This is a genomic window from Micromonospora sp. NPDC049044 (assembly GCF_040649215.1).
Classification (GTDB): domain Bacteria; phylum Actinomycetota; class Actinomycetes; order Mycobacteriales; family Micromonosporaceae; genus Micromonospora.
Genome location: NZ_JBEZFA010000059.1, coordinates 1 through 21,961, shown reverse-complemented (window position 1 = coordinate 21,961; position 21,961 = coordinate 1). Strand labels below are relative to the sequence as shown.

19 protein-coding genes are annotated in these 21,961 nt (G+C 69.4%); 8 read left to right on the top strand and 11 right to left on the bottom strand.

All coding sequences use genetic code 11. The annotated features are described in order from the left end of the window. Positions 1–13: 13 nt before the first annotated feature. From AB0B85_RS31675 to AB0B85_RS31635, 9 genes are all read right to left on the bottom strand, one after another. A complete protein-coding gene (locus AB0B85_RS31675; RefSeq protein WP_357413109.1) occupies positions 14–1,255 on the bottom strand; it encodes a hypothetical protein in 1,242 nt (413 codons plus the stop codon). A 46-nt stretch (positions 1,256–1,301) separates the two neighbouring features. Next, positions 1,302–2,138, bottom strand: a complete 837-nt coding sequence (locus AB0B85_RS31670) for an aldo/keto reductase (protein WP_357413107.1) — start codon at positions 2,136–2,138, stop codon at positions 1,302–1,304. Between the two features lie 57 nt (positions 2,139–2,195). Next, positions 2,196–3,989 (bottom strand): glycoside hydrolase family 15 protein, encoded by a 1,794-nt coding sequence (locus AB0B85_RS31665; RefSeq protein ID WP_357413127.1) that lies wholly within the window; start codon positions 3,987–3,989, stop codon positions 2,196–2,198. Between the two features lie 21 nt (positions 3,990–4,010). After that, positions 4,011–4,487 (bottom strand): hypothetical protein, encoded by a 477-nt coding sequence (locus AB0B85_RS31660; protein WP_357413105.1) that lies wholly within the window; start codon positions 4,485–4,487, stop codon positions 4,011–4,013. A 111-nt stretch (positions 4,488–4,598) separates the two neighbouring features. Beyond that, the gene (locus AB0B85_RS31655) at positions 4,599–4,913 is read right to left on the bottom strand and encodes a hypothetical protein (protein ID WP_357413103.1); all 315 of its coding nucleotides are present in this window, start codon (positions 4,911–4,913) and stop codon (positions 4,599–4,601) included. A gap of 193 nt (positions 4,914–5,106) precedes the next feature. After that, the gene (locus AB0B85_RS31650) at positions 5,107–5,934 is read right to left on the bottom strand and encodes an RNase H family protein (protein WP_357413101.1); all 828 of its coding nucleotides are present in this window, start codon (positions 5,932–5,934) and stop codon (positions 5,107–5,109) included. Between the two features lie 44 nt (positions 5,935–5,978). Next, positions 5,979–6,596, bottom strand: a complete 618-nt coding sequence (locus tag AB0B85_RS31645) for a hypothetical protein (RefSeq protein WP_357413099.1) — start codon at positions 6,594–6,596, stop codon at positions 5,979–5,981. 51 nt (positions 6,597–6,647) lie between these two features. Continuing rightward, positions 6,648–8,408, bottom strand: coding sequence for a DUF6119 family protein (locus AB0B85_RS31640; RefSeq protein ID WP_357413097.1), 1,761 nt, complete (start codon positions 8,406–8,408; stop codon positions 6,648–6,650). Positions 8,409–8,502: 94 nt separating this feature from the next. After that, on the bottom strand, positions 8,503–9,060 hold the full coding sequence (locus AB0B85_RS31635; RefSeq protein ID WP_357413095.1) for a DUF4352 domain-containing protein: 558 nt from the start codon (positions 9,058–9,060) through the stop codon (positions 8,503–8,505). 102 nt (positions 9,061–9,162) lie between these two features. Between AB0B85_RS31635 and AB0B85_RS31630 the strand changes: the two genes are divergently transcribed. From AB0B85_RS31630 to AB0B85_RS31610, 5 genes are all read left to right on the top strand, one after another. Next, positions 9,163–11,070 (top strand): N-6 DNA methylase, encoded by a 1,908-nt coding sequence (locus tag AB0B85_RS31630; protein ID WP_357413093.1) that lies wholly within the window; start codon positions 9,163–9,165, stop codon positions 11,068–11,070. 210 nt (positions 11,071–11,280) lie between these two features. Further along, the gene (locus AB0B85_RS31625; RefSeq protein ID WP_357413125.1) at positions 11,281–11,667 is read left to right on the top strand and encodes a YbaB/EbfC family nucleoid-associated protein; all 387 of its coding nucleotides are present in this window, start codon (positions 11,281–11,283) and stop codon (positions 11,665–11,667) included. Beyond that, complete coding sequence (locus AB0B85_RS31620) at positions 11,657–11,989, top strand: type VII secretion target (protein ID WP_357413091.1); 333 nt, start codon at positions 11,657–11,659, stop codon at positions 11,987–11,989. Before AB0B85_RS31625 ends, AB0B85_RS31620 begins: the two co-directional genes overlap by 11 nt. A 5-nt stretch (positions 11,990–11,994) precedes the next feature. Then, positions 11,995–13,368, top strand: coding sequence for a WXG100 family type VII secretion target (locus AB0B85_RS31615; protein ID WP_357413089.1), 1,374 nt, complete (start codon positions 11,995–11,997; stop codon positions 13,366–13,368). Between the two features lie 29 nt (positions 13,369–13,397). After that, positions 13,398–13,778 carry a hypothetical protein gene (locus AB0B85_RS31610; protein ID WP_357413087.1) on the top strand — a complete coding sequence of 127 codons (381 nt, stop codon included), beginning with the start codon at positions 13,398–13,400 and terminating at the stop codon, positions 13,776–13,778. A 74-nt stretch (positions 13,779–13,852) separates the two neighbouring features. Here AB0B85_RS31610 and AB0B85_RS31605 read toward each other — a convergent pair whose 3' ends face one another. Then, a complete protein-coding gene (locus AB0B85_RS31605) occupies positions 13,853–14,254 on the bottom strand; it encodes a hypothetical protein (RefSeq protein WP_357413085.1) in 402 nt (133 codons plus the stop codon). Continuing rightward, positions 14,251–14,562: a hypothetical protein gene (locus tag AB0B85_RS31600; RefSeq protein ID WP_357413083.1), complete on the bottom strand. Its 312-nt coding sequence runs from the start codon at positions 14,560–14,562 to the stop codon at positions 14,251–14,253. The genes AB0B85_RS31605 and AB0B85_RS31600 overlap by 4 nt, the downstream gene beginning before the upstream one ends. A 160-nt stretch (positions 14,563–14,722) precedes the next feature. Here AB0B85_RS31600 and AB0B85_RS31595 point away from each other — a divergent pair, with 160 nt between their 5' ends. The 3 genes from AB0B85_RS31595 to AB0B85_RS31585 are packed head-to-tail and all read left to right on the top strand — an operon-like array spanning position 14,723 to position 21,889. Beyond that, complete coding sequence (locus AB0B85_RS31595) at positions 14,723–15,787, top strand: serine/threonine-protein kinase (RefSeq protein ID WP_357413081.1); 1,065 nt, start codon at positions 14,723–14,725, stop codon at positions 15,785–15,787. Between the two features lie 13 nt (positions 15,788–15,800). After that, on the top strand, positions 15,801–18,602 hold the full coding sequence (locus tag AB0B85_RS31590) for a helicase-related protein (RefSeq protein WP_357413079.1): 2,802 nt from the start codon (positions 15,801–15,803) through the stop codon (positions 18,600–18,602). Further along, complete coding sequence (locus tag AB0B85_RS31585; protein WP_357413077.1) at positions 18,599–21,889, top strand: hypothetical protein; 3,291 nt, start codon at positions 18,599–18,601, stop codon at positions 21,887–21,889. The genes AB0B85_RS31590 and AB0B85_RS31585 overlap by 4 nt, the downstream gene beginning before the upstream one ends. The last annotated feature ends 72 nt before the right edge of the window (positions 21,890–21,961 follow it).

The window sequence follows — 21,961 nt, the reverse complement described above, 5'->3', positions numbered from 1 at the left end:
CGACACCGGCGGCCTACGGAACCTCGTCGAGGTACGCCAACATCGCCTCGCGGCTGCCCGGCAGGCCGTACTCACCGACGAGCATTGACACGTTGCCGAAATTCTGACCGTCGATCAACCACGGCTCTGTCGACGCGCCCAAAACCTCGGCGAGCCGCCGCTGCCGGGGCAGCAGCGCCGCGACCGGCGTTTCTGCCGCCGCGGGGCCGTCCGGAAACGCGAGGCGCAGAGCCACACCCAGCACCGTCAACGACCGCTCACCACTGACGGTGGGCAGCCGGGCGAGCAGCGCCTCGAAGGCGCGGTCCGCGTGCCGCGGCCCGAGCTGCCGCACCGCGAGCGCCGCGTAGCCGGCAAGATCACCGTCGAGGAACGGCACCCACTCGCCCTCGACCGGCCCGCTGTCGGCGTCGTCGGACGGCGTCGACGCCCAGCCCAACAACTCGTCGGCCGTCGCCGGGTCGGCCGCCGCGCCGAGGACGCGGACCCGACCGATCGCTGCGGCACAGCGGACCACCGGGCGCGGATCGGTCAACCACCGAACGTCCGGCGCGGCACCCAGCAGCCCCGACGCCACCAGCATGGTGGCCACCTCACCGGGCGTCGACGCGACGCCCGGGCCGGCAGCGGCGTCGACCGCGCCGGCCAGCGCTGGCACACTGCCGTCGGCCTCCTCCGGAAACCAGGCGAGGGTGTACGCCGCGCCCGTGCGCACCTCCGGGTCGGAGTGCCCCAGCAGAGTGCGGAACAGGGGAACCCCGGCGCGCACCGCGTCATAGGTCGCCAGCTCGACGTACGCCCACAGTCGGCCCTGATCCGCCGCGGACAGCGACTCGACGTAGGCGTACTCGACGTACTCCTTCTCGGACTCGTCGGGGCCGGTCCACGGCGGCGGCTTCGCGGCGAGCAACTCCCGGCCACCCTCGGCGGCCCGCCGGTACTCGGCCACCGGGAAGCCCTCCGGCAGCACGCCCTCGTCGTACCCGACGGCCAGGGCGCTCACCAGCCCGAGCACCGCCGCCGGCTCCGGGGTGGCCGGGTCGGCGAGCATCTCCAGCAGGAACGGCACCGCGTACGCGCTCGCCTCGAACCGGCCGCCCTGGTGGAAGACGTTGGTGTAGAGGTCACCCAGGGCCTCGTCCCGGGTGGCCGGATCGGGGGAGACCAGGGCGCGCAGCTGGCCGGGCACGTCGTCGGCCGCCCCGTAGGCGTGGCCCAGCCGCGCCCAGTCGATGTCGTCGAGTCCGTCGAGCACGACCCATGCTCTCCCGACCCCCTGACAGTCCGGTGCGGAGGGTCGGTCAGAACTCCTCGTACACCGCCGGGTCCTGATCTGCCAGCCGCCCGTCCGGGCGGCCCAGCGCGGTGATGGCCTCGACCTGCGCGTCGGTGAGCGTGATGCCGAAGACGTCCAGGTTCTCCGCCTGCCGCTGCGGCGAGGCGGCCTTGGGTAGCGGAATCACCTGGCGGGCCACGTGCCAGGCCAGGATGGTCTGCGCCGGGCTGACGCCGTGGGCTTTCGCGATCTCCGCGATCACCGGGTGCTGTTGCAGGTCGTTGCCGTGGCCGAGCGGGCTCCACCCCTGCACCAGGATGCCGTGCTCCCGGTGGTAGTCGAGCGCCTCCCGCTGCGGGAAGTGCGGGTGCACCTCGATCTGGTTGACCACCGGGGCGACCCCGGTCTCGGCCACCAGCCGGTCGATGTGCTCCGGCAGGAAGTTGGACAGCCCGATGTGCCGCACCAGACCACGCTCGCGTGCCTCGATCAGCGCCCGCCACGCCTGCACGTACAGGTCCTGCTTGGGGTTCGGCCAGTGGATCAGGTACAGGTCGACCCGGTCGAGGCCGGTCCGGAACACACTCTCCTCGATGGTGGTCAGCGCCTCGTCGTAGCTGTGGTGCCGCCCCGGCAGCTTCGACGTGACGATCACCTCGTCCCGCACGTCTCCCGCAGAACGGACGGCCCGACCGACAGCGCCCTCGTTCTCGTAGTTCACCGCCGAGTCGAGCAACCGGTAACCAGCCCGGATCGCGTGCCCGATCGCGTCGACGCCCGCCGAGCCGTTCAGCTTGTACGTGCCGAGCCCGATCGCCGGCAGAGTGGTGCCGTCGGCAGCCGTCAGATGGGGAATCGTCATGATCAGAACCCTACCCGCGCGAACCGTCGCGCAGACCGTGTCCGCCGCCCGTGCGGCTCAGCCGGTGGGGGCGTCCCGGATGGCGAGTACGGCCTGGATGAGCGCCGCGTGGGTGAGCGTCTGCGGATAGTTGCCGAGGTGGGCACCCGTCGCGGGATCCACCTCCTCGGCGTACAGGCCGAGTGGGCTGGCGTAATCGACAATGGCCTGGAACAGCTCGACGGCCTCGCGACGACGCCCGGTGCGGGCGAGGGCCTGCACGAGCCAGAACGAGCAGGGCAGGAACGCACCCTCGGTGCCGGGCAGGCCGTCCCGTCCGGGCGGGTAGCGGTAGAGCAGGGGACCACCGGCGGACAACCGGTCCCGGATGGCGTCGACGGTGTCGCGTACCCGGAATGAATCGGTGCGGTCCATCCCCAGCAGCGGCAGCACGAGCAGCGCCGCGTCGAGATCCGGGGAGCCATAGGTGCGGACGTAGCTGCCCACCGGCGGGTCGAAGCCGTGCGTGCGGACCTCGGCGGCGATGGCGGCACGGGCGTTCTGCCAGCGTCGACGTTGACGCTCCGGCAGGTGGTGCGTGTCGGCGATGGCCAGGGCGCGGTCCAGGGCGAGCCAGCCCATGAGCTTGGAGTGGACGTGTTGGGCGGGCTCGCGTACCTCCCAGATACCGGCGTCGGGCTCCTGCCACCGGTCGGCGACCACGTCGGCGAAGCCACGCACCGCCCGCCACGTCTCCGCGTAGAGGCGGTGTCCGGCCTGAACGAACGCCCAGGCGGCGTCGATCACCCAGCCGTACCCGTCGAGCTGGTGCTGACCTGCGGCACCGTTGCCCACCCGCACCGGGACGCTGTCGAGGTAGCCGGGCCAGCCGGACAGTTCGCGTTCCGCCGGCACCTGCCTGCCGTGCAGGGTGAGCAGCGCCGGCAGGCGTGGCCGCTGCAACCGGCTGGCGTGCAACAGCCACGCGAGGAAACCACGGGCCTCGTCGGTCTTGCCGACGCTGAGGAAGGCGCTGACGCCGATGCTGGCGTCCCGGGGCCAGACATAGCGGTAGTCCCAGTTGCGTCCCCCGCCGGGATCCTCGGGCAGTGACGTGGTCGGTGCGGCCACCGGCGCTTTGCAGGGCGAGTACGTCAACAGCCGCAAGGTGAGCAGGCTTCGTACGACGTGCTCCCGGAACGGCAGCCGCTCGTCGATCTCCGCCGTCCAGGATCGCCACCGGGCCTCGTCCTCGACGAGCAGGTCCCAGGCGGTGGTCGGCTCGACGTGGATCAGCGGTTCGCGGTGGGCCACGGCCAGCACCAGCGTGACCGGGCGACCCGGCCGGACCGTGACCGAGGTGGGCCGACCCGGCTCGATGGTCAACGCGGGCGTGCTGCCCAGCGCGACCGCAAGCGAGCCCCACTCACACACCAGGCCCTGGCGCCGGTGCTGCGTTCGGGGCCGGCGGTGCCGCGCGCCGAGACGTGGATCGAACTCCACCATCGCGTCGACAGCCGCCCGCTCGGCCGACAACCGTCGCACGATCAGCGTCGTGGGCAGCAGGCGACCGCTGACCTCGGCCACCATCGCCTCGGTCAGGCGGAGCCGGCCGCCGGCCGCCGCCCAGGTGGTCTCCAGGGTGGCGGTGTGCGGCAGGTACCGTCGATCGACGACAGTGGCCGGCCCGGCCGGCCCGACCCGGAACGTTCCGGCGTCCGGGCCCCCGACCAGTCGGCCGAACAGGGGATCACCGTCGAAGCGCGGGACGCAGAGCCAGTCCATCGCGCCGTCACTCGCCACCAGGGCGGCGGTACGCGTGTCGCCCAGCAGCCCGTAGTCACTGATCGGCGGCCCGTCAGTCATGGAAATCGCTCCCCGCCGAGCGGCCGGTCACCGGGCCTGCAGGAGCAACCCGAGAACGGCCCCGTAGACGACGTGCACGACAGCCGTGACCACGGGGGTCTGAATGCCGTAGTTGACGGCGAACAAGCCGGGCGGCTCCAACACCGCAGTGCTGGCCGGCCCCGCCCGTTGCGAGGCCATCCGCGGGTGCACCCCAGGAAGCAGCGGCAGAATCACCGTCAACGCGATCCCGACGTGCACAACCCCGAGCAGCGCCCCGATCCACCAGGTGGCGCGGTCCAACAGCGCGAACGTGGCCGCGTAGCCGAGAGCGAAACCCTGACCGGCGCAGAGGTGCAGGAAGAACCCGACGACCCGGGCCCGATCGGGGTCCTCGCTGACGAAGGTTCCGAGCACCAGGGGAAGGTCGAGCCGGGTGAGACCAACCAGCTGGGCGGTGATCATCGCCGCGGTGAGCGCCGCGGTGGCGATCAATCCGAACAACGCCCATCCGGCCCAGTCCATCTCAGCAGTCGTCGGCGTCGCGGGCGTTCTCGGTCATCGATCCACCCTCCGACTGAACAACGTGAATCCCACGGCCCGGACCGGACACCCGCCCACCGGGCGTCCGATTCCTCACCATAAGCGATCGGACCTGTCACGCTGACCAGCTCGCCCTGACTCATCACGCCCAGCGCGGTGCCGTTGTCGGCGGCGGCCACCCATTCGCGCACGTCGGCCGCCGCGGCCCGCCAACCGGTGTCGCGCTGCCGCAGGAACCCCTCGGGCGTCGGTGAGCGCGTCGAGGCCGAGGATCGCGAAGAGCTGGCTCTGCGTGCCGGCGGCGAGCTTGCGCAGCTCGGCGGTCTCGGTCGGAACACCGCCGGCGGCGGCCAGCCGGTCGAAGATCAGCTCGATCAGGGGTGTGGTGGGCGGCGAGGGCTGAGCCATTGTCGTCTCCAGGCGTGTGGTGTCCGCGGGCCGACGGGTCCGTCGGCCCGCCCGGGTGAGCGGTGGAAGTGAGGGCTGCTGTCGGCCCGGCTGCGGCGGGCGGTGGTGGTCGTCGGGCGCTGTGGAGCTGATGTCGTAAACGAATCAGTGGCTCAACGTCGGCGGCCTTCGCTCCGGACAGCTTGACGAGCGGTCAGAGCGTGACGTTCGTGTGCCAGTCGCGCAGGAACGCGTCGACAAGTGCGTGCGCCCGAGGACGCAGGTCGAAGGACTCCTCCCGCCGGCGGCGGGCCATGTGCGACAGACCGTCGGCGGCCTCGTTGAGGGCGTGGCCGCTGTGCCCCTTGACGTGCGCGAACGTCAGGTCGGGACGGTCGGCCACCTGCTCGGCGAGCCGGACCAGTGTCGGTTTGTCGGACCAGCGGCGCTGCCGCAGGCTGTAGCCGCCCGGCATCGCGTCAATCTCGCCGGCCTGCCAGCGGTGCAGGTACCGCACGGCCGTCAGGCTGTCCAGCAGCACGGTCAGACCCGCCGACACCTCGTCATAGTCGGCGAGGAGATAGTCGACAGCGCGGAGTTCGTCGACGAGCACCCGGGATCGACCGGTCGGGTCGAGTCGGCCGGTGCCCCGCCCGAGCAGACCGTAGTGACCGTCGCTGACCACGTACCCGATGCCACCGTCGCGGCCCTTCCAGCTGGCGTCGGTCGCCGCCACCAGCGGACCGGACGCCTGCGCCCAGCGCAGTACCCGGCCGCGCCCGCGCTGCTGGTCCGGGCGCGGCGGCGTGTGCCCGGTGTGCTCGGTGTGCTCGGCGGCGAGGCGTTCGGCGGTGTCGAGCAGCTCGCCCGCGGAGTTCAGCTCGTCGTAGTGGGCGGCGGTGAGGGCGAGGTGGACGGCATCACCGATGCTCCGGCAGGCGTCGCAACCGGTGGTACGGGTGTAGGGGCGAAGGATGAGGACGCGGTCGTGCAGGGTCGGGGGGAGCTGGGTCAGGGCGCGGAGGAACTCATCGGGACGCACGACGTCTCCTGACGTCTTGTGACGGGGACAGGCTCATTGGGGTCTCACAGCTCCGACACGTCGGTCGCGACGGCGGTCAGCTTGTCGCCGGAGCGTTTCGTGCTGGCCGTCTCCTCCTGTTGGACGGAGGCGGAGTCGCCGGTCACTTCGAAGGTGTTGATGATCGGGTCCTCGGCGCCCTTGACCTCGTACGTCACCTCATAGGTGCTGGACGGGTCGAGGCCGTCGCCGACGTAGGTGACGTCGATCCGGTAGGTGATGTTGCAGCCAGCGCTGCCGAAACACTGCTTCCGCAGCGTCTTGACCTTGAGCGTGAAGTCGCCCTTCGTCGGCGTGTCGTAGACGGGTGCGGGCGGTGCCGTCGTCGCGGGCGCGGTGGTCGGTGCGGCGGCGCTGGTGGGGGCGGACGTGCCGGTCCGCGACTGGGAAGCGGCGGTGGGGGCAGGCTTCCCCTGGTCGGGCGACTCCTCATCGTTCCTGGTGGCCACCAGCGCGCCGCAGCCGCCGAAGCAGAGCAGCAGCACCAGAACGGCAGCGCCGGCGATGACCCACCGGAGTCGGGATCGTTGGCGGATGATGGGCTGCGGGCTCGTTGCGCCCACGGTCTCCGTCTGAGCCGGGGTCTCGGCGGGTGGGTCCGGCTGGTGGTGAGGTTCGGTCATTGGGTTCTCCTCAGTTGAGCGGGAAGCTGTGGAGCTGATGTCGTGAACGGATCAGGTGGACGGGATACCGATGACCTCGACCTCGACGCCTTCGTTGCGCAGGGATTTCATGGCCCGGTAGAGCGCGACTTGGGCGAAGGTGAAGAGCGAGTCGACGGTGAGCGGCTTGCCGGAGCCGAGGGCGATCGCGTAGATGACCTTGCGGGGCTGGAAGTTCAGATCGATGACCCGTCCAGACGGTTGCCGCTCGACCATCTCGACGAGCGCGTTGCGGGCGTCAGCCTCGTACCGCAGTGCGTCGACCGACACCGCGCCCTGCGCGAAGAGGTGACTCAAGGCCGAGCTGCCCTTGGCGCGCTTGACGTGGATCAGCTCGCCACCGGGCCCAAGCAGGTCGCAGGCCTCGATACGGTGAGGGTGCTGCTTCGTCCGCAGCAGCTTCCGGTCCAGCAGAGTCAGTCCGCAGACCTCCGCGGCGCGGATGTTGTACGCCTCCTCGTCCGTCAGGTCGGCGGTCCAGGCCGGGAGTGCGAAGCTGGCCGGGCCGGTCAGGATCTGTGCGATCTCGGCACTGAGGAACTCCCGATGCCGGTCGCCGATCTCGTACCAGCCGCCCTCGTGCAGCAGGAGTTGACTCTCACCGTGCGCGAGCTGCGCGGTGATCCAGCGGGACGCGGCAGTCGAGCCGATCTCCTCCTCGCCGGCCGTGTCCGCGTAGACGGTCACGCGCCCACTGCAGAGCGACGCCCACCGCTCGCCGTCCGGCACACCCTCGGTCTGCGCGAGCACGTCTGCCAGCGTGAGCTCCGGCAGCCGCGCCGGAGCGAGGCCGGACTTCGGCACCCGAAGCTTGTACGACTGGATCCGCTCGATCTCGCCGAAGACCCGGCCCGGTACGGCCAGCCCGACCTCCACCGGATCCGGCAACCGGAGCAGCCGGTCCAGCTCCTCCTCCACCTTCGACAGCCGGGGATCCCGGGCAGGCACCGGTCGGATCTGGGTGATGAACTCCAGGTCAGCGAAGGGTGCTTCCTGCTTGCAGACCCGGTCGATCTCCCGCAGGTCGGCGAGCAGGCTCGCGGGCTCGACACCGAGATGGATGCGCAAGGTGTCGCTGCCCTCGACCGGGGTGGCCTTACCCGTGGACCGGCAGACGGTCAGGTTCCGGTTGAATGTCCGCCCGCAGACCTGGCCGACGATCTCGCCCCACTTGTCGATGCCGTACATCCTGATGTGCTGACCGCCCGGGACCATGTTGCGGTCGACGCGGCCGGTGGTGCCGAACACCCGCCGGCGTACCTGCTTGATCTCGTCCGGGGCGAGCGACCGCACGGCGAAGCCGATCCCGAAGCCGGAGTTGGCCAGGTCCAGATCGACCATGTGACGGCCGACGGTGCCGTAGGCGAGCGCGTAAACGTGGTCGTCGACCGCGACGAGCAGAGCGGCACCGCCGCTGCTGAACCCCAGGTCGATCGTCTCCCCGGTCACCGAGGCCAGCACATCGCACCAGTCGGCGCGCGAACGCGGCACCGTCCCGTGCACCAGCAGCGCCGGTGCACCGGCCACCCGGCGCTCCTCGACCAGGAAGTCGTGCTTTCGCACGTAGCGGTGGTTCACCGCGTCGTGCAGACCCTCGACAGTCGGCGCCACCCGCTCAAGCTGGTAGACCGACGTCAGATACGTGCCCTCCGGCCTCTCGGGCAGATCGAGGTCGAAGAGGGTGGGTACGTCGTAGGGCGGACGGGTGACGTCCTTGCGGACGACACGGCGGTTGGTCGGTCTGGTCGTGGTCGGCTGGCTCGCACGGCGCACGTCGATCTCCTCGCGTTGAGAATCGGGGTGGCGGTGGTGCGGGGAGGGGTGCGTCGAGGGCGGGCTTCGCGGGTCCCGCCCTCGGCGCGAACGGTCAGCTCAGGGCGACGTCGACGCCGCCGGAGAACATCGAGTCGTGCAGCTCGAGCTTGGCGAGCTTGACGTTCTTCGGGATGTCGAAGACGACGACACCGGTCACCTGGTTGCCGGGGTTGATGTCGTTGAGGAACGTCTCGGCGTTCTTGTTCGCGTAGATCGCCGCACCGGAGTCGGCGGAGTACTCGGTGCCGTCGGCCGCGTACGCCTTCTGGCTGCTGCCGTCGAACATCTGCGCTTCCTTGCCGATGTTCTTCACGTTGAGCGTGACCAGGCAGAACTGGCCCTGAGCCTTCTGGCCGAGCATGTCGCTGCCGATCTTGGCTACGCCGCACTTGGACGACTTGACAGTGAACTCGAACTTCCCGTCCCGGGCCGGCTGCCCGATCGTGGCGGTCTTCGGCTTGTCCTCGGCCTTGGCGCCGGCTTCGTCGCCGCTGGCGTTGCTCGCCTTGTTGTCGCCGCTGGAGTCGCTGGCCTTGTCGGCGGCACCGGAGCCGCAGCCCAGGGCGATGAGGCCGGTGGCGAGCAGAGCGAGAGCGGTGGTCTTGCGCATCGTTGTCCTCCTGATGTGAACGTGGCGGGGTCAATAAGAGCATCGTCCGACAACACTGTCAACAGACAATTTCGTGCTTGACAGGTGTGCGAGACTTTCGGCGTGCAGGAGAACCCGACCATCACGGCAGCGGAGATCGCCCGGCTCGCCGGCGTCGGTCGCGCTGCGGTCAGCAACTGGCGTAAACGGCACCCCGACTTCCCCGCCCCGGTGGGCGGGACGACGGCGAGCCCCGAGTTCGACCTGATCCAGGTCGAGCAGTGGTTACGCACCCAGGGCAAGCTCCCCGAGCTCGCCACCGCCGACCGGCTCTGGCGACACCTCGCCGCAGCCAGCGACTCCCCGGCCGGCGGCCTCGCCACCGTCGGCGCTTTCCTGCTGGCCCGACAGCGCGGCTCCCGCAGCGGCCACCCCGACGCACAACTCGCACCACTGCTGCCCGACATCGACGCCCTCGCCGACGAGCTGGGCGCGCAGGGCGCGTTCGACGAGCTGTGGCAACGGTTCTCCGCCCCGGGGCCCGGCCGTCCCTTCGCCACCCCCGACGACCTCGCCGACCTGATGATCGGGCTCGCCACCGTCGGCGGCGGCTCAGTGCTCGACCCGGCCGCCGGCTCCGGCGCCATCCTGCGGGCCGCCGTGCGCGCGGGCAGCACCTCCGTCTACGGCCAGGAACTCGACGACGACCTCGCCAAACTCGCCGGACTGTGGCTGGCCCTGCACGACGTACCGGGGGAGGTCAGCACCGGTGACTCACTGCGCGCCGACGCCTTCGCCGGCCGTGCCGTCGACACCGTCGTCTGCCACCCACCATTCGGCGCCACCAACTGGGGCGACGAGGAACTCGGCCACGACCCCCGGTGGATCGTCGGCACCACACCCCGCACCGAACCCGAGCTGGCCTGGGCACAGCACGCCCTCGCCCACCTCCGGGTCGGCGGGCACGCCGTCCTCCTGATGCCACCCACCGTCGCCAGCCGCCGCGCCGGCAAACGGATCCGCGGCGAACTACTGCGCCGTGGCCACCTGCGCGCCGTCATCGCGCTTCCGCCGGGGGTGGCGGCACCGCACGGCGTACCCCTGCATCTGTGGGTGCTGCGACGCGCCGCAACGGACGCGCCGCCACCGGCGCGGGCGCTGCTGATCGACGCCGCCGGCGGCGATTTGGCCAACACCGCGCCGCGCGTGCTGGCCGCCTGGCGGGCCTTCGCCACCGCCCCCGACGGCGACGTCGAGGAGGCAGGGTTCGCCCGGGCGGTCCCGGTCATCGAACTGCTCGACGAGGAGGTCGACCTCACCCCCGCGCGCCGGCAACCCGCCGTCGTGGGCGAGGCATCAGGCGAGCATCTGGTACGCACCAGAGAACGACTGGCCGCCATCGTCGGCGAGCTGCCGGCGCTGCTGCCCCAGGTCACGCCCGCGTCCGACGGGCCGGACAACCTCTTCCTCACCGTGGGAGAGTTGGCGAAGACCGGGGCGCTGCAACTGATCGGGCCGGTCCGCGCCGGCACCTCCGCACCCGCACCCGACGGACCACCGGTGCTCACCGTGCAGGACGTGCTCGCCGGGGTGGAGGCGTCCGGGCGGGTCGACGACCGGTTCGGGCAGGAAATCCCCCTCGCGGTGGGGGACGTGGTGGTGCCGGTGATCGCGCGGCAGCTCATCCCGCGGGTGATCACCGAAGAGGGGGCGTTGTTGGGGCGCAACCTCTACCTGTTGCGACCCAACCCGTCCGCGCTGGATCCGTGGTTTCTGGCGGGGCAGCTGCGCACGTCGGCGAACGAGAAGCAGTCGTCGAGCCTGTCGGGAACGATGCGATTCGATATCCGACGGGCACAGGTGCGGCGGTTGGCGCTGGACGAGCAGCGGATTCATGGCGATGCGTTTCGGCGCCTTGAGGCTTTCGAGTCAGCGATCCGCCGGGCGGCCTCGCTCGGGGCGGAGCTGGCGCAACTGACTGCTGACGGCTTGGCGCGGGGGGCCCTGCGGCCAGACGCCGACATCGGCTGAGGCGACGCCTGGTCGCTACTCACCTGGTGGTCATCCCGGCGCGCTCAGTCGTCGACGGGCCCTGGTCGATCCCCCTCCGGGTCTGTGCGTGACGGCTGCGGGACATCATCGATTGCGATCGTGGTGCACAGTGGAGGTCCGGAGCGGGAGCCGAGGTGCGTACGGGGAGGTTGTCGAGTGCTTGGGCAAGATCCGGACGCGGCCCAGGAGATGCTGCATTCCTGGACAGCCGAGCTGTCGACACGCGCTCAGGCTGCCGCCGACTTGTCGGAGCGGGTCGCGGCCCTGGCGGCATCGGCAGCCGGTGCGGACGGTGCAGTCCGCGTGACGGTCGCCGCCTCTGGGGCGCTAACGGACCTCCGCATGGACGACCGCGTTCAGCGGCTGCGCGGCTCCGAACTCGCCAGCATCATCATGGCCACCGTCGCCCGTGCGCAGGCCGGGCTGACCGAGCAGGTGATTGCTGCGGTGCACGACACAGTGGGCATCGACTCGGAGACCGGGCGGGCGGTCACCGACACCTTTGCCAGGCGCTTCCCCGGGCCCTCCGACGAGCGGCACGATCAGTGGGACCGGGACGCCAGACGTGGCCGGTGACACGGAGCTGCACATGTCGGTGGCGGCGGTGATTCGGCACGCCGCGACTGTCGACGATGCCGCCGACAAGATGGAGACCGCCCGTGGGGCGGCGGCATACGTGCAGCTGGGCGCGGAGGCGTACGGGCAGATCTGTGGGTTCCTGCCTCGTCTGATCGACCCCGTGGCGGACCGGGTGGTGACCGCGTTGGGAGAGTCCGCTGTGGCGCTGCGTGACGCGGCGGCGAATCTGCGAGCGGCTGCGGCCGCGACCGAAGCGACCGACGCGGCGAGCGCCCGGCGAATCAACCACAGTGGTGGCCGGTTGGATCTGCCGCTGTGACAGACATGGCGGCTAACCCGCTGGTGGCGGCACGCCACGACTCGACCCACTGGTACACCGGGTTCGGCTTGGCGGAGGACGTCGCCGACGCGGTGTCGGGAATCGAGTCGGGCAGCTGGATCGACTCGACGATCGGTGGTGTCGCCACGTCGATGGACGCCCTGGCCACCGTGCTCGACCCGCTTGGGTCGCTTGTCAGTTGGGGCGTCGGCTGGTTGCTCGAACACGTCAAACCGTTGTCGGACGCGCTGGACTGGCTGGCCGGCGACCCGGACCAGATTGCCGCCTACGCGTCCACGTGGCGCAACGTCGCCAAGCAGAGCACTGATGCGCTCTCGGACCTGCACGCGGGGGTTTCCGCGCAGCTCGCCGAGTGGGATGGTGCCTCGGCGCGTGCCTACCAGGCGTCTATGGCAGGTCAGATACGGGCGATGGAGGGCATCGCGCGGGCAGCCAGCGGCGTCGCTTCGCTTGTGGAGGGCGCCGGGCTGCTGGTGGCGTTTGTCCGCGAACTGGTTCGGGACCTGATCGCGGACTTCGTGTCGGTGCTTGCGGTCAGGCTGCCGCTCTGGCTGGCCGAGGCCGGTGCGACGCTGGGCATCGCGACTCCGTTGGTCATCTCCCAGGTGAGCAGCCTGGTGGCCAAGTGGGCGGCGCGGATCGGCAAGCTGATCAGCGCCCTGATCACCAGCCTGCGTCGGCTGATTCCGCTGCTCCGACGCTTGGACGACCTGATCGACGAGCTGAATGGCCTGTTACGGCGGTCCGCCCACGCCGAGGCGGGCAGCCCGCCGAACGGCGCCGTACCCGGTCAGCAGCCTGAAACCTGGGGCGAGGCAGACCTGGATTCGATGGGACGTCGCTCGGACTGGAAGGACCCTTCGGCACATCCCTACGCGCCGCCACCCCCGGATGCGAACCTCCCTGCCGGGGATCCGGTATACCACCGGCCGAACAGCACGGCCATTGGCTACGACGGTGCCACCATGCGTAACTTCGACACGGTGGCGCCGATCCCCGGCCACCACGACGTGGTCGTGCACGGCGTACCGAGTGGCCTATTCCGGCCCGGCCTCCTCGGCGCTGATGGTGCCGACTACCCGACAAACCTCACCGACCCGCAGCAGATCGCCGACGCCATTCGCGCCAACCCCCACTACGACGGCGGCCCGGTGCGGCTGGTGTCCTGTCACAGCGGCACCGTCGACCCCGAAGCCGGCCTGCCACCAGCGGCGCAGCGGGTTGCCGACGCCCTCGGGGTGCCCGTGATGGCACCGACCGACGCCGTCGGTGTCGACAGGTATGGTCCGGTGGTGCAGACCCCGATGATCCGGGGCGACGGAGAGTGGAAGACCTTCTATCCGAACGGTGGGCGTTGATGGACGGCGGTCAGTTGAAGGCAGCGGGCATGTTCCGCGAATTCGGGCCGATCCGCTCCGCCGAGCCGCAGGAGAGCATCTTCGACAACGTCACCGCCGAGGAGCTGCCCGACCTCGCCCAGGTGGTCACCTACCTGGACTCGGGACACGTCCTCATCGACGTGATGGACGTCGCCAACGACGCCTTCGATGCGACGCGGCAGCTGATGAACGGCTCTACCGTCATGACCGACGGTGACTGGCTCTGGCGGAAGGACCTTGCCTACTACGTGCGGAGTCACCGGGTCGCTGTGCCAGAGGACTTCCTCGCGCTCATCCGCGAGCGTGACTACGTCGTCCCTCCGCGCGGTGTGCCGGAGCTGACGTCCTGTTCGCGGCAGGCACGCGACCTCATGTTCTGGAACAGCTGACAAGCTTTCTGGTCACAGGCACGGTTGGGGAGCTGAGTCTTCAACTGCGTCGGCACCGCGTCCCGTTGATCAGGTCAGACCTCGACGATGGGCCAGTCGTCGCCGAGCACCTTCCGCAACTGATCGGCCCGAGACGTGATCACGCCAGCGGCGTTGCTGATCGCGAGGAAGGCCGCGTTGCCGGCACCGAGACGGCCGGCCTGCCTGGCCATGCCCCCGATCATCGGACAGTCGTCGGCCCGGTCAACGTGCAGAGCAGGTGTGATGATCCGCACGGCCGGGTTGCGGCGCAGCATTGACAGGTATTCGTGCTCGGTGTGGTCGAGCTGACTGTATGCCTCAATGAGGCAGACTAGGGGCGTGGCAACGGTTTCGTCAGCGTCGGCAGCCGCCACCAGCGCTTCACCGACAGCGTCGACACCCTGGGCGTAGGCCATCAGGGCACCGGTGTCGAGCACGTAGACCGGTGCGCTCACGCGGCACTCGGCCGGTCGAAGCCGGCGCGGACCTCCTCGACCGGGCGTTCCAGCAGCTCTGCGACCCGGGCAATCGCCGCCTCGCGCATCTCTGGTGTCACCCGGCGGGAGGCGAGGTGTCGCACCGCGCCCTCCGGGTCGTACGGGTGCTCGCTGTGCCCGGCGGCTCGCAGGGCCGCCCGCATGTCGTCGGATTTCCGACGGCGGCGCAGCGCTTCGGTGACATACGCGGAAACCTGACGAGCCGGGAGCGCGTCCAGCTGCTCAGCCACGTCATCAGGCACGGAGATCGTCACTCGCCGACTCATACACAGAGCCTAACAAAGTATGAATTCGAGGCTCACCAGGAACCGCCGTTCGGACGCTTCCTCGCAGAAAGTTCAACGTTGTACGGTCATGCGTCCGCCGAGGCGTCGAGCCGACAGGGCGGACGAGCAGTTCGGGCGGGTGTCATCGTGAGGGGGACGAATGACGCTGGGCAGAATCGGCGGCTACGAGTTGGTCCGACCGCTTGGCTCGGGCGGTATGGGCGATGTGTTCTTCGCAGTGTCGCCGACCGCCGAGCGGGTCGCGGTCAAGGTCATCAAGCAGCACCTGATCGAGGCGCCGACGGTGCGTGAGCGGTTCGCCGCCGAGGTCGACAGCCTCAAGCTGGTCTTTGGCTCCCGGGTGGCCCGTCTGGAGGGCGCGGACCCCTATGCGAACCCGGCCTGGCTCGCCGTGGAGTACGTCCCCGGGTCCACGCTGCGCCAGCACGTCGACGCCCGAGGGCCACTCTCTCTGCCGCTGGCCGCGATGGCCGGTGCGATGCTCGCCGAAGGCCTCGCCAAGGTGCACGAGGTCAAGCTGCTGCACCGTGACCTCAAGCCGCAGAACATCATCCTCGGCCCCGATGGTCCCAAGCTGATCGACTTCGGGTTGGCGGTGTTGAGCGACCGAAATGATTACCTGACCGAGCCCGGCGCACTGGTCGGCACTCCCGCCTACATGTCGCCCGAGCAGGTCAAGGGTGAGCGGAACCTCACTCCGGCGGTCGACGTCTATGCACTTGCGGCGACGCTGGTCTTCGCGCTGACCGGGCGTGGGCTCTATCCGTCGACCAATTCGTGGAATCTGCTGCTGCGCATCAGCGAACCGAGCGACCTTCCCGATCTCTCCGAGGTGCCGGCCGAGCTGGTGCAGTTGCTCGGCGCGATGCTCGCCTTCGACCCCACGGCCCGACCTGGCCTCACCGACGTTCGCGCCCGGCTGCTCACCGTTGCCACCGCCACCAGCGGCAAGAGCGTCCATGCCCTACGCCAGGAAGTCGCCGACCTCACCTACGACGGTGGCACCGAACTACTCGTCCCGCAGGACCTGGATGATCCGCGACAGGACCCCGAGGGCACACCGGTAGTCGAGGATGTGCCCCCTCCGGATCCGGTGGTGAAGCCCGACAAGCGCGCCCCGCAGCCATCTACCAAGGCGTCCATGGACGTGACGTGGCTGGTCGACAAGGTGCGCCGCCAGTACGCCCGCCGCTCGACCCTGTAGGAAGGCACCACCGATGACCACCACCCAGGCCGCGACCTTCGCCCCGGGCTCCCGCATCGTCGTCCGCGACGAGGAATGGCTGATTCGCAGCGTCAAGACCGGCACCGCGGACGGCACGATGGTGAAGGCGGTCGGTGTCTCCGAGTTCGTCCAGGACGTCGAGGCGACCTTCTTCACCGATCTCGAAGCCATCACGCCGTTGGTGCCCGAGGAGACGGAGCTGGTCCAGGACAACTCGTCGCGATTCCGGCAGAGCCGCCTCTTCCTGGAAGCCGTGCTGCGGCGCACGCCGCTGCCCCGCACCGAGCGCGGGTTGGCCCTCGCCGACCGGTTCCTGCTCGACCCGCTCACCTACCAGCAGCGTCCCGTTGAACTGGCGCTGTCGGGGTTGCGGCCGCGGATCCTGCTGGCCGACGTCGTCGGCCTGGGTAAGACCCTGGAGATCGGGCTGATCCTCGCCGAGCTGATCCGCCGGGGCCGGGGGGACCGCATCCTGGTGGTCTCCCCACAGCAGGTGCTTGAACAGTTCCAGCGGGAGCTCTGGACCCGGTTCGCGATCCCGCTCGTCCGGCTCGACTCGACCGGTATCCAGCGCATCCAGCAGGAGATCCCGGCCGGGCGTAACCCGTTCACCTACTTCAAACGGGCCATCATCTCGGTCGACACCCTCAAGGACGCCGGCCAGTTCGGCCACCACCTCGACGCCACGACCTGGGACGCCGTCGTCATCGACGAGTCGCACAACCTCATCAACAAGGGCACCCAGCGCAACGAGTTGGCCCGCCGCCTGGCCGCGAAGACCGACGCGCTGCTGTTGGCCAGCGCCACCCCGCACAACGGCGACAAGGAATCGTTCGCGCAGCTGATCTCGCTGCTCGACCCGGCGGCCATCGCCAACGAGAAGGACTACCAGGCAAGCGACATCGCGCACCTCTACCTGCGCCGCACGAAGATCAGCCCGGAGGTACGCGACCAGATCGGCGACCGGTGGGCCGACCGAGGGCCGTCCCAGGCGCTGCATTGCGCGGCGACGTCGATCGAGGAGCGGATCTTCGACGAGCTGACCGACGTGTGGCTGGCCGGCAAGTGGACCGACGAGGCGATCACCGGGCAACACCGGCTCTTCCCGTACACCTTATTGAAGTCGTTTCTGTCCTCGCACCGCGCGTTGCACGAGACGGTGACCAACCGGCGCAAGAAGGCCACCGGCACCGAGCGGGCGGCGCTGGACCGGCTCGCGGAGCTGACCTCGGCGATGACTGACAAGGACTCCAGCAAGCTCAAGGGGCTGGTCGACGAGCTGAAGAAGATCGGTGTCGGTAAGGGCAGCAGCACTCGGGCGGTGGTCTTCTCCGAGCGGGTGCCGACCATCAAGTGGCTCGCCGAGGTCGTTCCCGGGATGCTCGGCCTCAAGTCGAACGCGATCCGGGTGCTGCACGGGGGCGTGGCCGACAAGGATGAACAGACGATCCTGCAGGATTTCGAGCTGGCCGGCAGCGACGTCCGGTTGCTCTTCACCGGCGACGTCGCCTCCGAGGGTGTCAACCTGCACCAGCAGTGCCACCATCTGATCCACTACGACATTCCGTGGAGCCTGATCCGCATCGAGCAGCGCAACGGCCGCATCGACCGTTACGGACAGAAGCACCAGCCACAGTTCCGCGCGTTGATCCTCACCTCCGACCGGGAGGACGCCAAGGACGACCGGACGGTCGCCGAGAAGCTGCTCACCCGGGAGGAGACCGCGCACCGCAGCCTCGGCAGCGTCGAGGCCGTGACCGGCCAGTTCGACGCGAAGGCCGAGGAGGATCGGCTGGTCCGGGACCTGCTCGCCGGAAAGTCGGTGGACGAGTCGTACGAGGCCGCCCACGCCGAGGTCGACGTGATGGCCGACCTCTTCGCGGAGGTCGGCAGCGCGCCGGTGGCGGCGGACGTGTTGCAGGCCCGAGTCCCCAAGCTCTTCGACTCCACCCGGGACTTCGTAGACACGGCCCTCTACGAGATCTACGAGGACCGCCCCGAGGACCACATCGACCTACGCCGCGAGGACGAGTTGCTGACTTTCCTCGCGCCTCACGATCTGGTGCACCGGCTCACCGACCTGCCCCGCTCCTACCTGCGGGCGCACCGGGAGGGCGAGGAGCTACGGCTCAAGGTCACCTTCGACCGCCCGCTCGCCCAGCGCAAGCTCGACCAGGCGCGGCAGAGCAAGACCCCGATGTGGCCGGACATCGCGTTTCTCAGCGACGTGCACCCGATGGTCGACTGGCTGGTCGACAAGGTGCTGATCCGGCTGGGTCGCCAGCAGGCCCCGGTGCTCACCGCCGACGTCACCACGCCGACGTTCCTGATCCAGGGCGTCTACGCCAACCGACTGGGCCAACCCACCGTTGTCCAGTGGATGGCCATCTCCGACCTGCCCGCGTCGCCGACGATTCGGGCCATGGACGAGGTGCTGCGGGAGGCAAACGTCGGTCCGACGATGGTCAACCGCGCCGAGGCCATCGCCATCGACCCGCTGAAGGAGCTGCTGCCGCAGGCCGTCGGGGCCGCCCGGCAACACCTGGAGGGCAAGCGCGACGAGTGGGCCGAAGCCAACGCCGAGCCGCTGCGAAAGCACCGCGAGCAGTTGAGGACCTTCCAGCAGGCGAGCATCCTCGACGAGCTGCCCGGCGCGCACCGGGAGAAGCGACGCCAACGCGTCGACACCACCGTCCAGGAGCAGCACGACCTGCTCGACCGCTTGGAGACCACCGGTGACCCGCTGCTGCGGGTGCTCGCCGTCCTCGTACCGTCGCAGGAGAACGCCGCATGAGCTTCGAGTCGCTTACCAACCGTGGCGAGTACCTCTCCGCGCACTACCTGGCCGAGATCCTGCCCACCACTCTCAAGGGTGGCGTGCTCAAGCAGTGGGCCGAGGACGAGAAGTCCGGACGGGTCACGCCGCGCGCCGGGCTGCGCGGCATGCGCCGGACCTACTTCGACGCCAAGACCGAGCTGACCGACGTCGACTTCTTCGACCCGGAGCGGCTGCGCAAGCAGCACCAGGACGTGCTGCGGGCGCTCGGCTTCGACCCGCAGCCGCAGACCATCACCGTCGAGCGCAACGCCCAGGAGTACGAGGTCCACGTCGCCCACGCCGAGCTGACCACCGCGCACGGCATCGTGGCACTGGACTGCGGCTGGGCGGTCGACACCGAGGCCGCCCAGGACCCGGACGACGCCGGCCGGCTGCTCGACCCGCTCACCCTGTCGAGCACCGAGACCGTCGAGACGGGCGCCAAACTCGCCTCCCTGCTGTTCGCCGCCGACAGCCCGAAGCCCCGCTACGTGCTGATCCTCAGCGGTGGCGTGGTCACCCTCGCCGACCGCACGGTCTGGGGTGAGGGCCGCTACCTGGCCGTCAGCCTCGACATCGCGTACGCCCGCAACGATGACAAGGAACTCGACGTCGTTGCCGCCCTCTTCGGCGCCGACTCGCTGCGCCCACCCGCCGAGGGGGGCACCGAACCCCTCGCCGACCTGGTCACCGGTTCCCGCCAGCACGCCGTCGGTGTGTCCAGCGAACTCCGCGTGGGCCTGAAGGATTCCGTCGAACTCATCGCCAACGAGGTCCTCAACCAGATCCGGCGGGCCGGCTACCAGCCGCAGCAGGTGATGGACCTCGACGAGCTGGCCAAGGAACTCGGCCGGGAGTCGCTGCGCTACCTGTACCGAATCCTGTTCCTGCTCTACGCCGAGGCCCGCCCCGAGCTGGGTGTACTGCCGGTCAACGACCCCCAGTACGTCGAGGGTTACAGCCTTGCCCGCCTCGGTGACCTCGTCTCCCGCCGCCTCGCCCCCTCCGCCGAGGACGGCACCCACCTGTACGAATCGCTCGACCTGCTCTTCCGCATGGTCAACGACGGGCACCGGCCACGTGGCGGCACGGAGATCGCCGACAAGGCCAGCGAGGGCGAAGGGCTGCGCTTCGAGCCCATGAAGTCCGACCTCTTCCTACCGGAGAAGACCAAGCTCATCGGCCGGCTGATCCCCGTGCCCGGCAGCGACCCCGACGACGAGGACGCCCCGAAGATCGACACGCGGCTGCGCAACAAGGTCCTCTACGAGGTGCTGCGCCGGCTGATGCTCACCAAGGGCGGCAAGAAGCGCCGCGGCGGCTTCATCTCGTACGCCCAGCTCGGCATCAACCAGCTCGGCGCGGTCTACGAGGGCCTGATGTCGTACACCGGCTTCGTCGCCACCGAGCAGCTCTACGAGGTCGCCAAAAACGGCGACCCGAAGGACGGCTCATGGATGATCCCGGCTTCCAAGACCGACGAGTACGACGACAACGTCTTCGTCTACAAGGAGAACGCGTACACCGGCGTGCGTAGCCGGGTCTGCTACGAGGCGGGACAGTTCGTCTACCGGCTCGCCGGCCGGGACCGACAGACGAGCGCCTCCTACTACACCCCGCAGTCGCTCACCGAGGTCACCGTCCAGCTCGCCCTGAAGTACCGGCTCGACCAGGACGGCACGGTCACGAAGGCGCGCGAGCTGCTGGACTGGACGATCTGCGAACCGGCGCTCGGCTCCGGCGCGTTCCTCAACGAGGCGATCAACCAGGTCGCCGCCGAATACCTGCGCCGCCGCCAGAAGGAGCTGGAGGTCACCCTCGACCCCGAGGACTACCACCTCGAACTCCAGCGGGTGAAGGCGTACATCGCGCTGCACAACAGCTACGGCGTCGACCTCAACCGCACCGCCGTCGAGCTGGCCGAGGTGTCGCTCTGGCTCAACGTCATGCACGCCGGCCTCCAAGCACCCTGGTTCGGCCTGCACCTACAACGTGGCAACTCCCTCATCGGCGGCGGGCGCAAGACCTACAGCCCGAAGCAGCTCGCCGACAAGTCGTGGCTCACCACCGCTCCCAAGGAGCAGCCCTTCCGGGACGGGCCCATCGACGAGGGCACCATCCACCACTTCCTGCTCCCCGCCGACGGCTGGGGCGCGGTCGCGGGGGAGAAGGAGGCCCGCGAGCTGGCGCCGGCTGAGACCGCCCGTTTGAAGGCTTGGCGTACGGCGATGAAGCGCACGCCATCGGCCAAGGGCAAGAACTCGCAGGTCCAGCGCTTGCAGGCGCTCGCTCGGCGGGTCGAGTTCCTGTGGGGGCTGGTGCAGCAGCGCCTCGACATCTCCGAGCGGGAGATCCGCCGCGACATCGCGGTCTGGGGTGCTGAGGACCTGCCGCCGGTTACTGAGGCGGTGCCGCGGGAGGAGATCCTCGCCGACCTGACCGCGCCCGGCACGCCGTACTGGCGGCTCAAGACGCTTATGGACGTGTGGTGCGCGCTCTGGTTCTGGCCGCTGGACAAGGTCGGGCTGCTCGATGGCTCCGACCCGGCATACCCGGTCGCGCCCGTCCAGGTCTCCCACATCAAGGACGAGCCGGCGTACGAGGAACCGGCCGTCTATGAGACCGCGGACATCTTCGGGAACGTGCAGCCGCAGCAGATGAAGCTGCCTACGAAGCCGACCGGCGGCACGCGGCGGATGACGGTGGCGGAACAGCTCCGTCAGCAGGTGCCGCTGTCCAACCTGGATGATTGGTTGACTTTCGCCGAAGCGCTCGTCGGCCGGAGTGACCTGGACGAGAGCACCGAGCGGTTCTACGGCCGGGCGTTCACCAGCCTGAGCGAGATGAGCGATTTCGAGCGGAAGCTTGACGGGGTAATTGGCGTCGACTCGCCGTGGACGCTCTCCGATCGGTTTCCCTGGCTCCTCGCCGCCGACCAGATCGCCGAAGAACAGGGCTTCTTGCATTGGGAACTCGCCTTCGCTCAAGCCTTTTCAAAGGGCGGCTTCGACCTTCAAGTTGGAAATCCTCCGTGGGTTCGCCCAGATTGGAAGGAAGATCTAGTTCTCGCCGAGCATGATCCGTGGTTTCGGCTTGTTGACAAACCGACAGCCGACTTGTGGCGCGGGCGCAAGGAAGAACTCATCGGCCGATCGGAGGCAGTACGCGAAAACTTCGTCAATGAACTGCGTGTCAATGCTGCTTCGGTTGCCGTACTTGGAGATGTTGCAACCTACCCGCTGCTACAGAGGTTGAAAGGCTGAGGTTCGGGCTATCACGGGGGTTCGGGGTCGAGGGTCATGCCGGTGTTGGCGAAGAAGCCGGCGAGGAGATCG

Coding starts and splice junctions, on each gene's coding strand:
- AB0B85_RS31590 (WP_357413079.1), top strand. CDS start 15,801: ATGACCACCACCCAGGCCGCGACCTTCGCCCCGGGCTCCCGCATCGTC.
- AB0B85_RS31645 (WP_357413099.1), bottom strand. CDS start 6,596: ATGACCGAACCTCACCACCAGCCGGACCCACCCGCCGAGACCCCGGCT.
- AB0B85_RS31600 (WP_357413083.1), bottom strand. CDS start 14,562: ATGAGTCGGCGAGTGACGATCTCCGTGCCTGATGACGTGGCTGAGCAG.
- AB0B85_RS31625 (WP_357413125.1), top strand. CDS start 11,281: ATGCTGCATTCCTGGACAGCCGAGCTGTCGACACGCGCTCAGGCTGCC.
- AB0B85_RS31635 (WP_357413095.1), bottom strand. CDS start 9,060: ATGCGCAAGACCACCGCTCTCGCTCTGCTCGCCACCGGCCTCATCGCC.
- AB0B85_RS31610 (WP_357413087.1), top strand. CDS start 13,398: ATGTTCCGCGAATTCGGGCCGATCCGCTCCGCCGAGCCGCAGGAGAGC.
- AB0B85_RS31670 (WP_357413107.1), bottom strand. CDS start 2,138: ATGACGATTCCCCATCTGACGGCTGCCGACGGCACCACTCTGCCGGCG.
- AB0B85_RS31615 (WP_357413089.1), top strand. CDS start 11,995: ATGGCGGCTAACCCGCTGGTGGCGGCACGCCACGACTCGACCCACTGG.
- AB0B85_RS31655 (WP_357413103.1), bottom strand. CDS start 4,913: ATGGCTCAGCCCTCGCCGCCCACCACACCCCTGATCGAGCTGATCTTC.
- AB0B85_RS31595 (WP_357413081.1), top strand. CDS start 14,723: ATGACGCTGGGCAGAATCGGCGGCTACGAGTTGGTCCGACCGCTTGGC.
- AB0B85_RS31585 (WP_357413077.1), top strand. CDS start 18,599: ATGAGCTTCGAGTCGCTTACCAACCGTGGCGAGTACCTCTCCGCGCAC.
- AB0B85_RS31660 (WP_357413105.1), bottom strand. CDS start 4,487: ATGGACTGGGCCGGATGGGCGTTGTTCGGATTGATCGCCACCGCGGCG.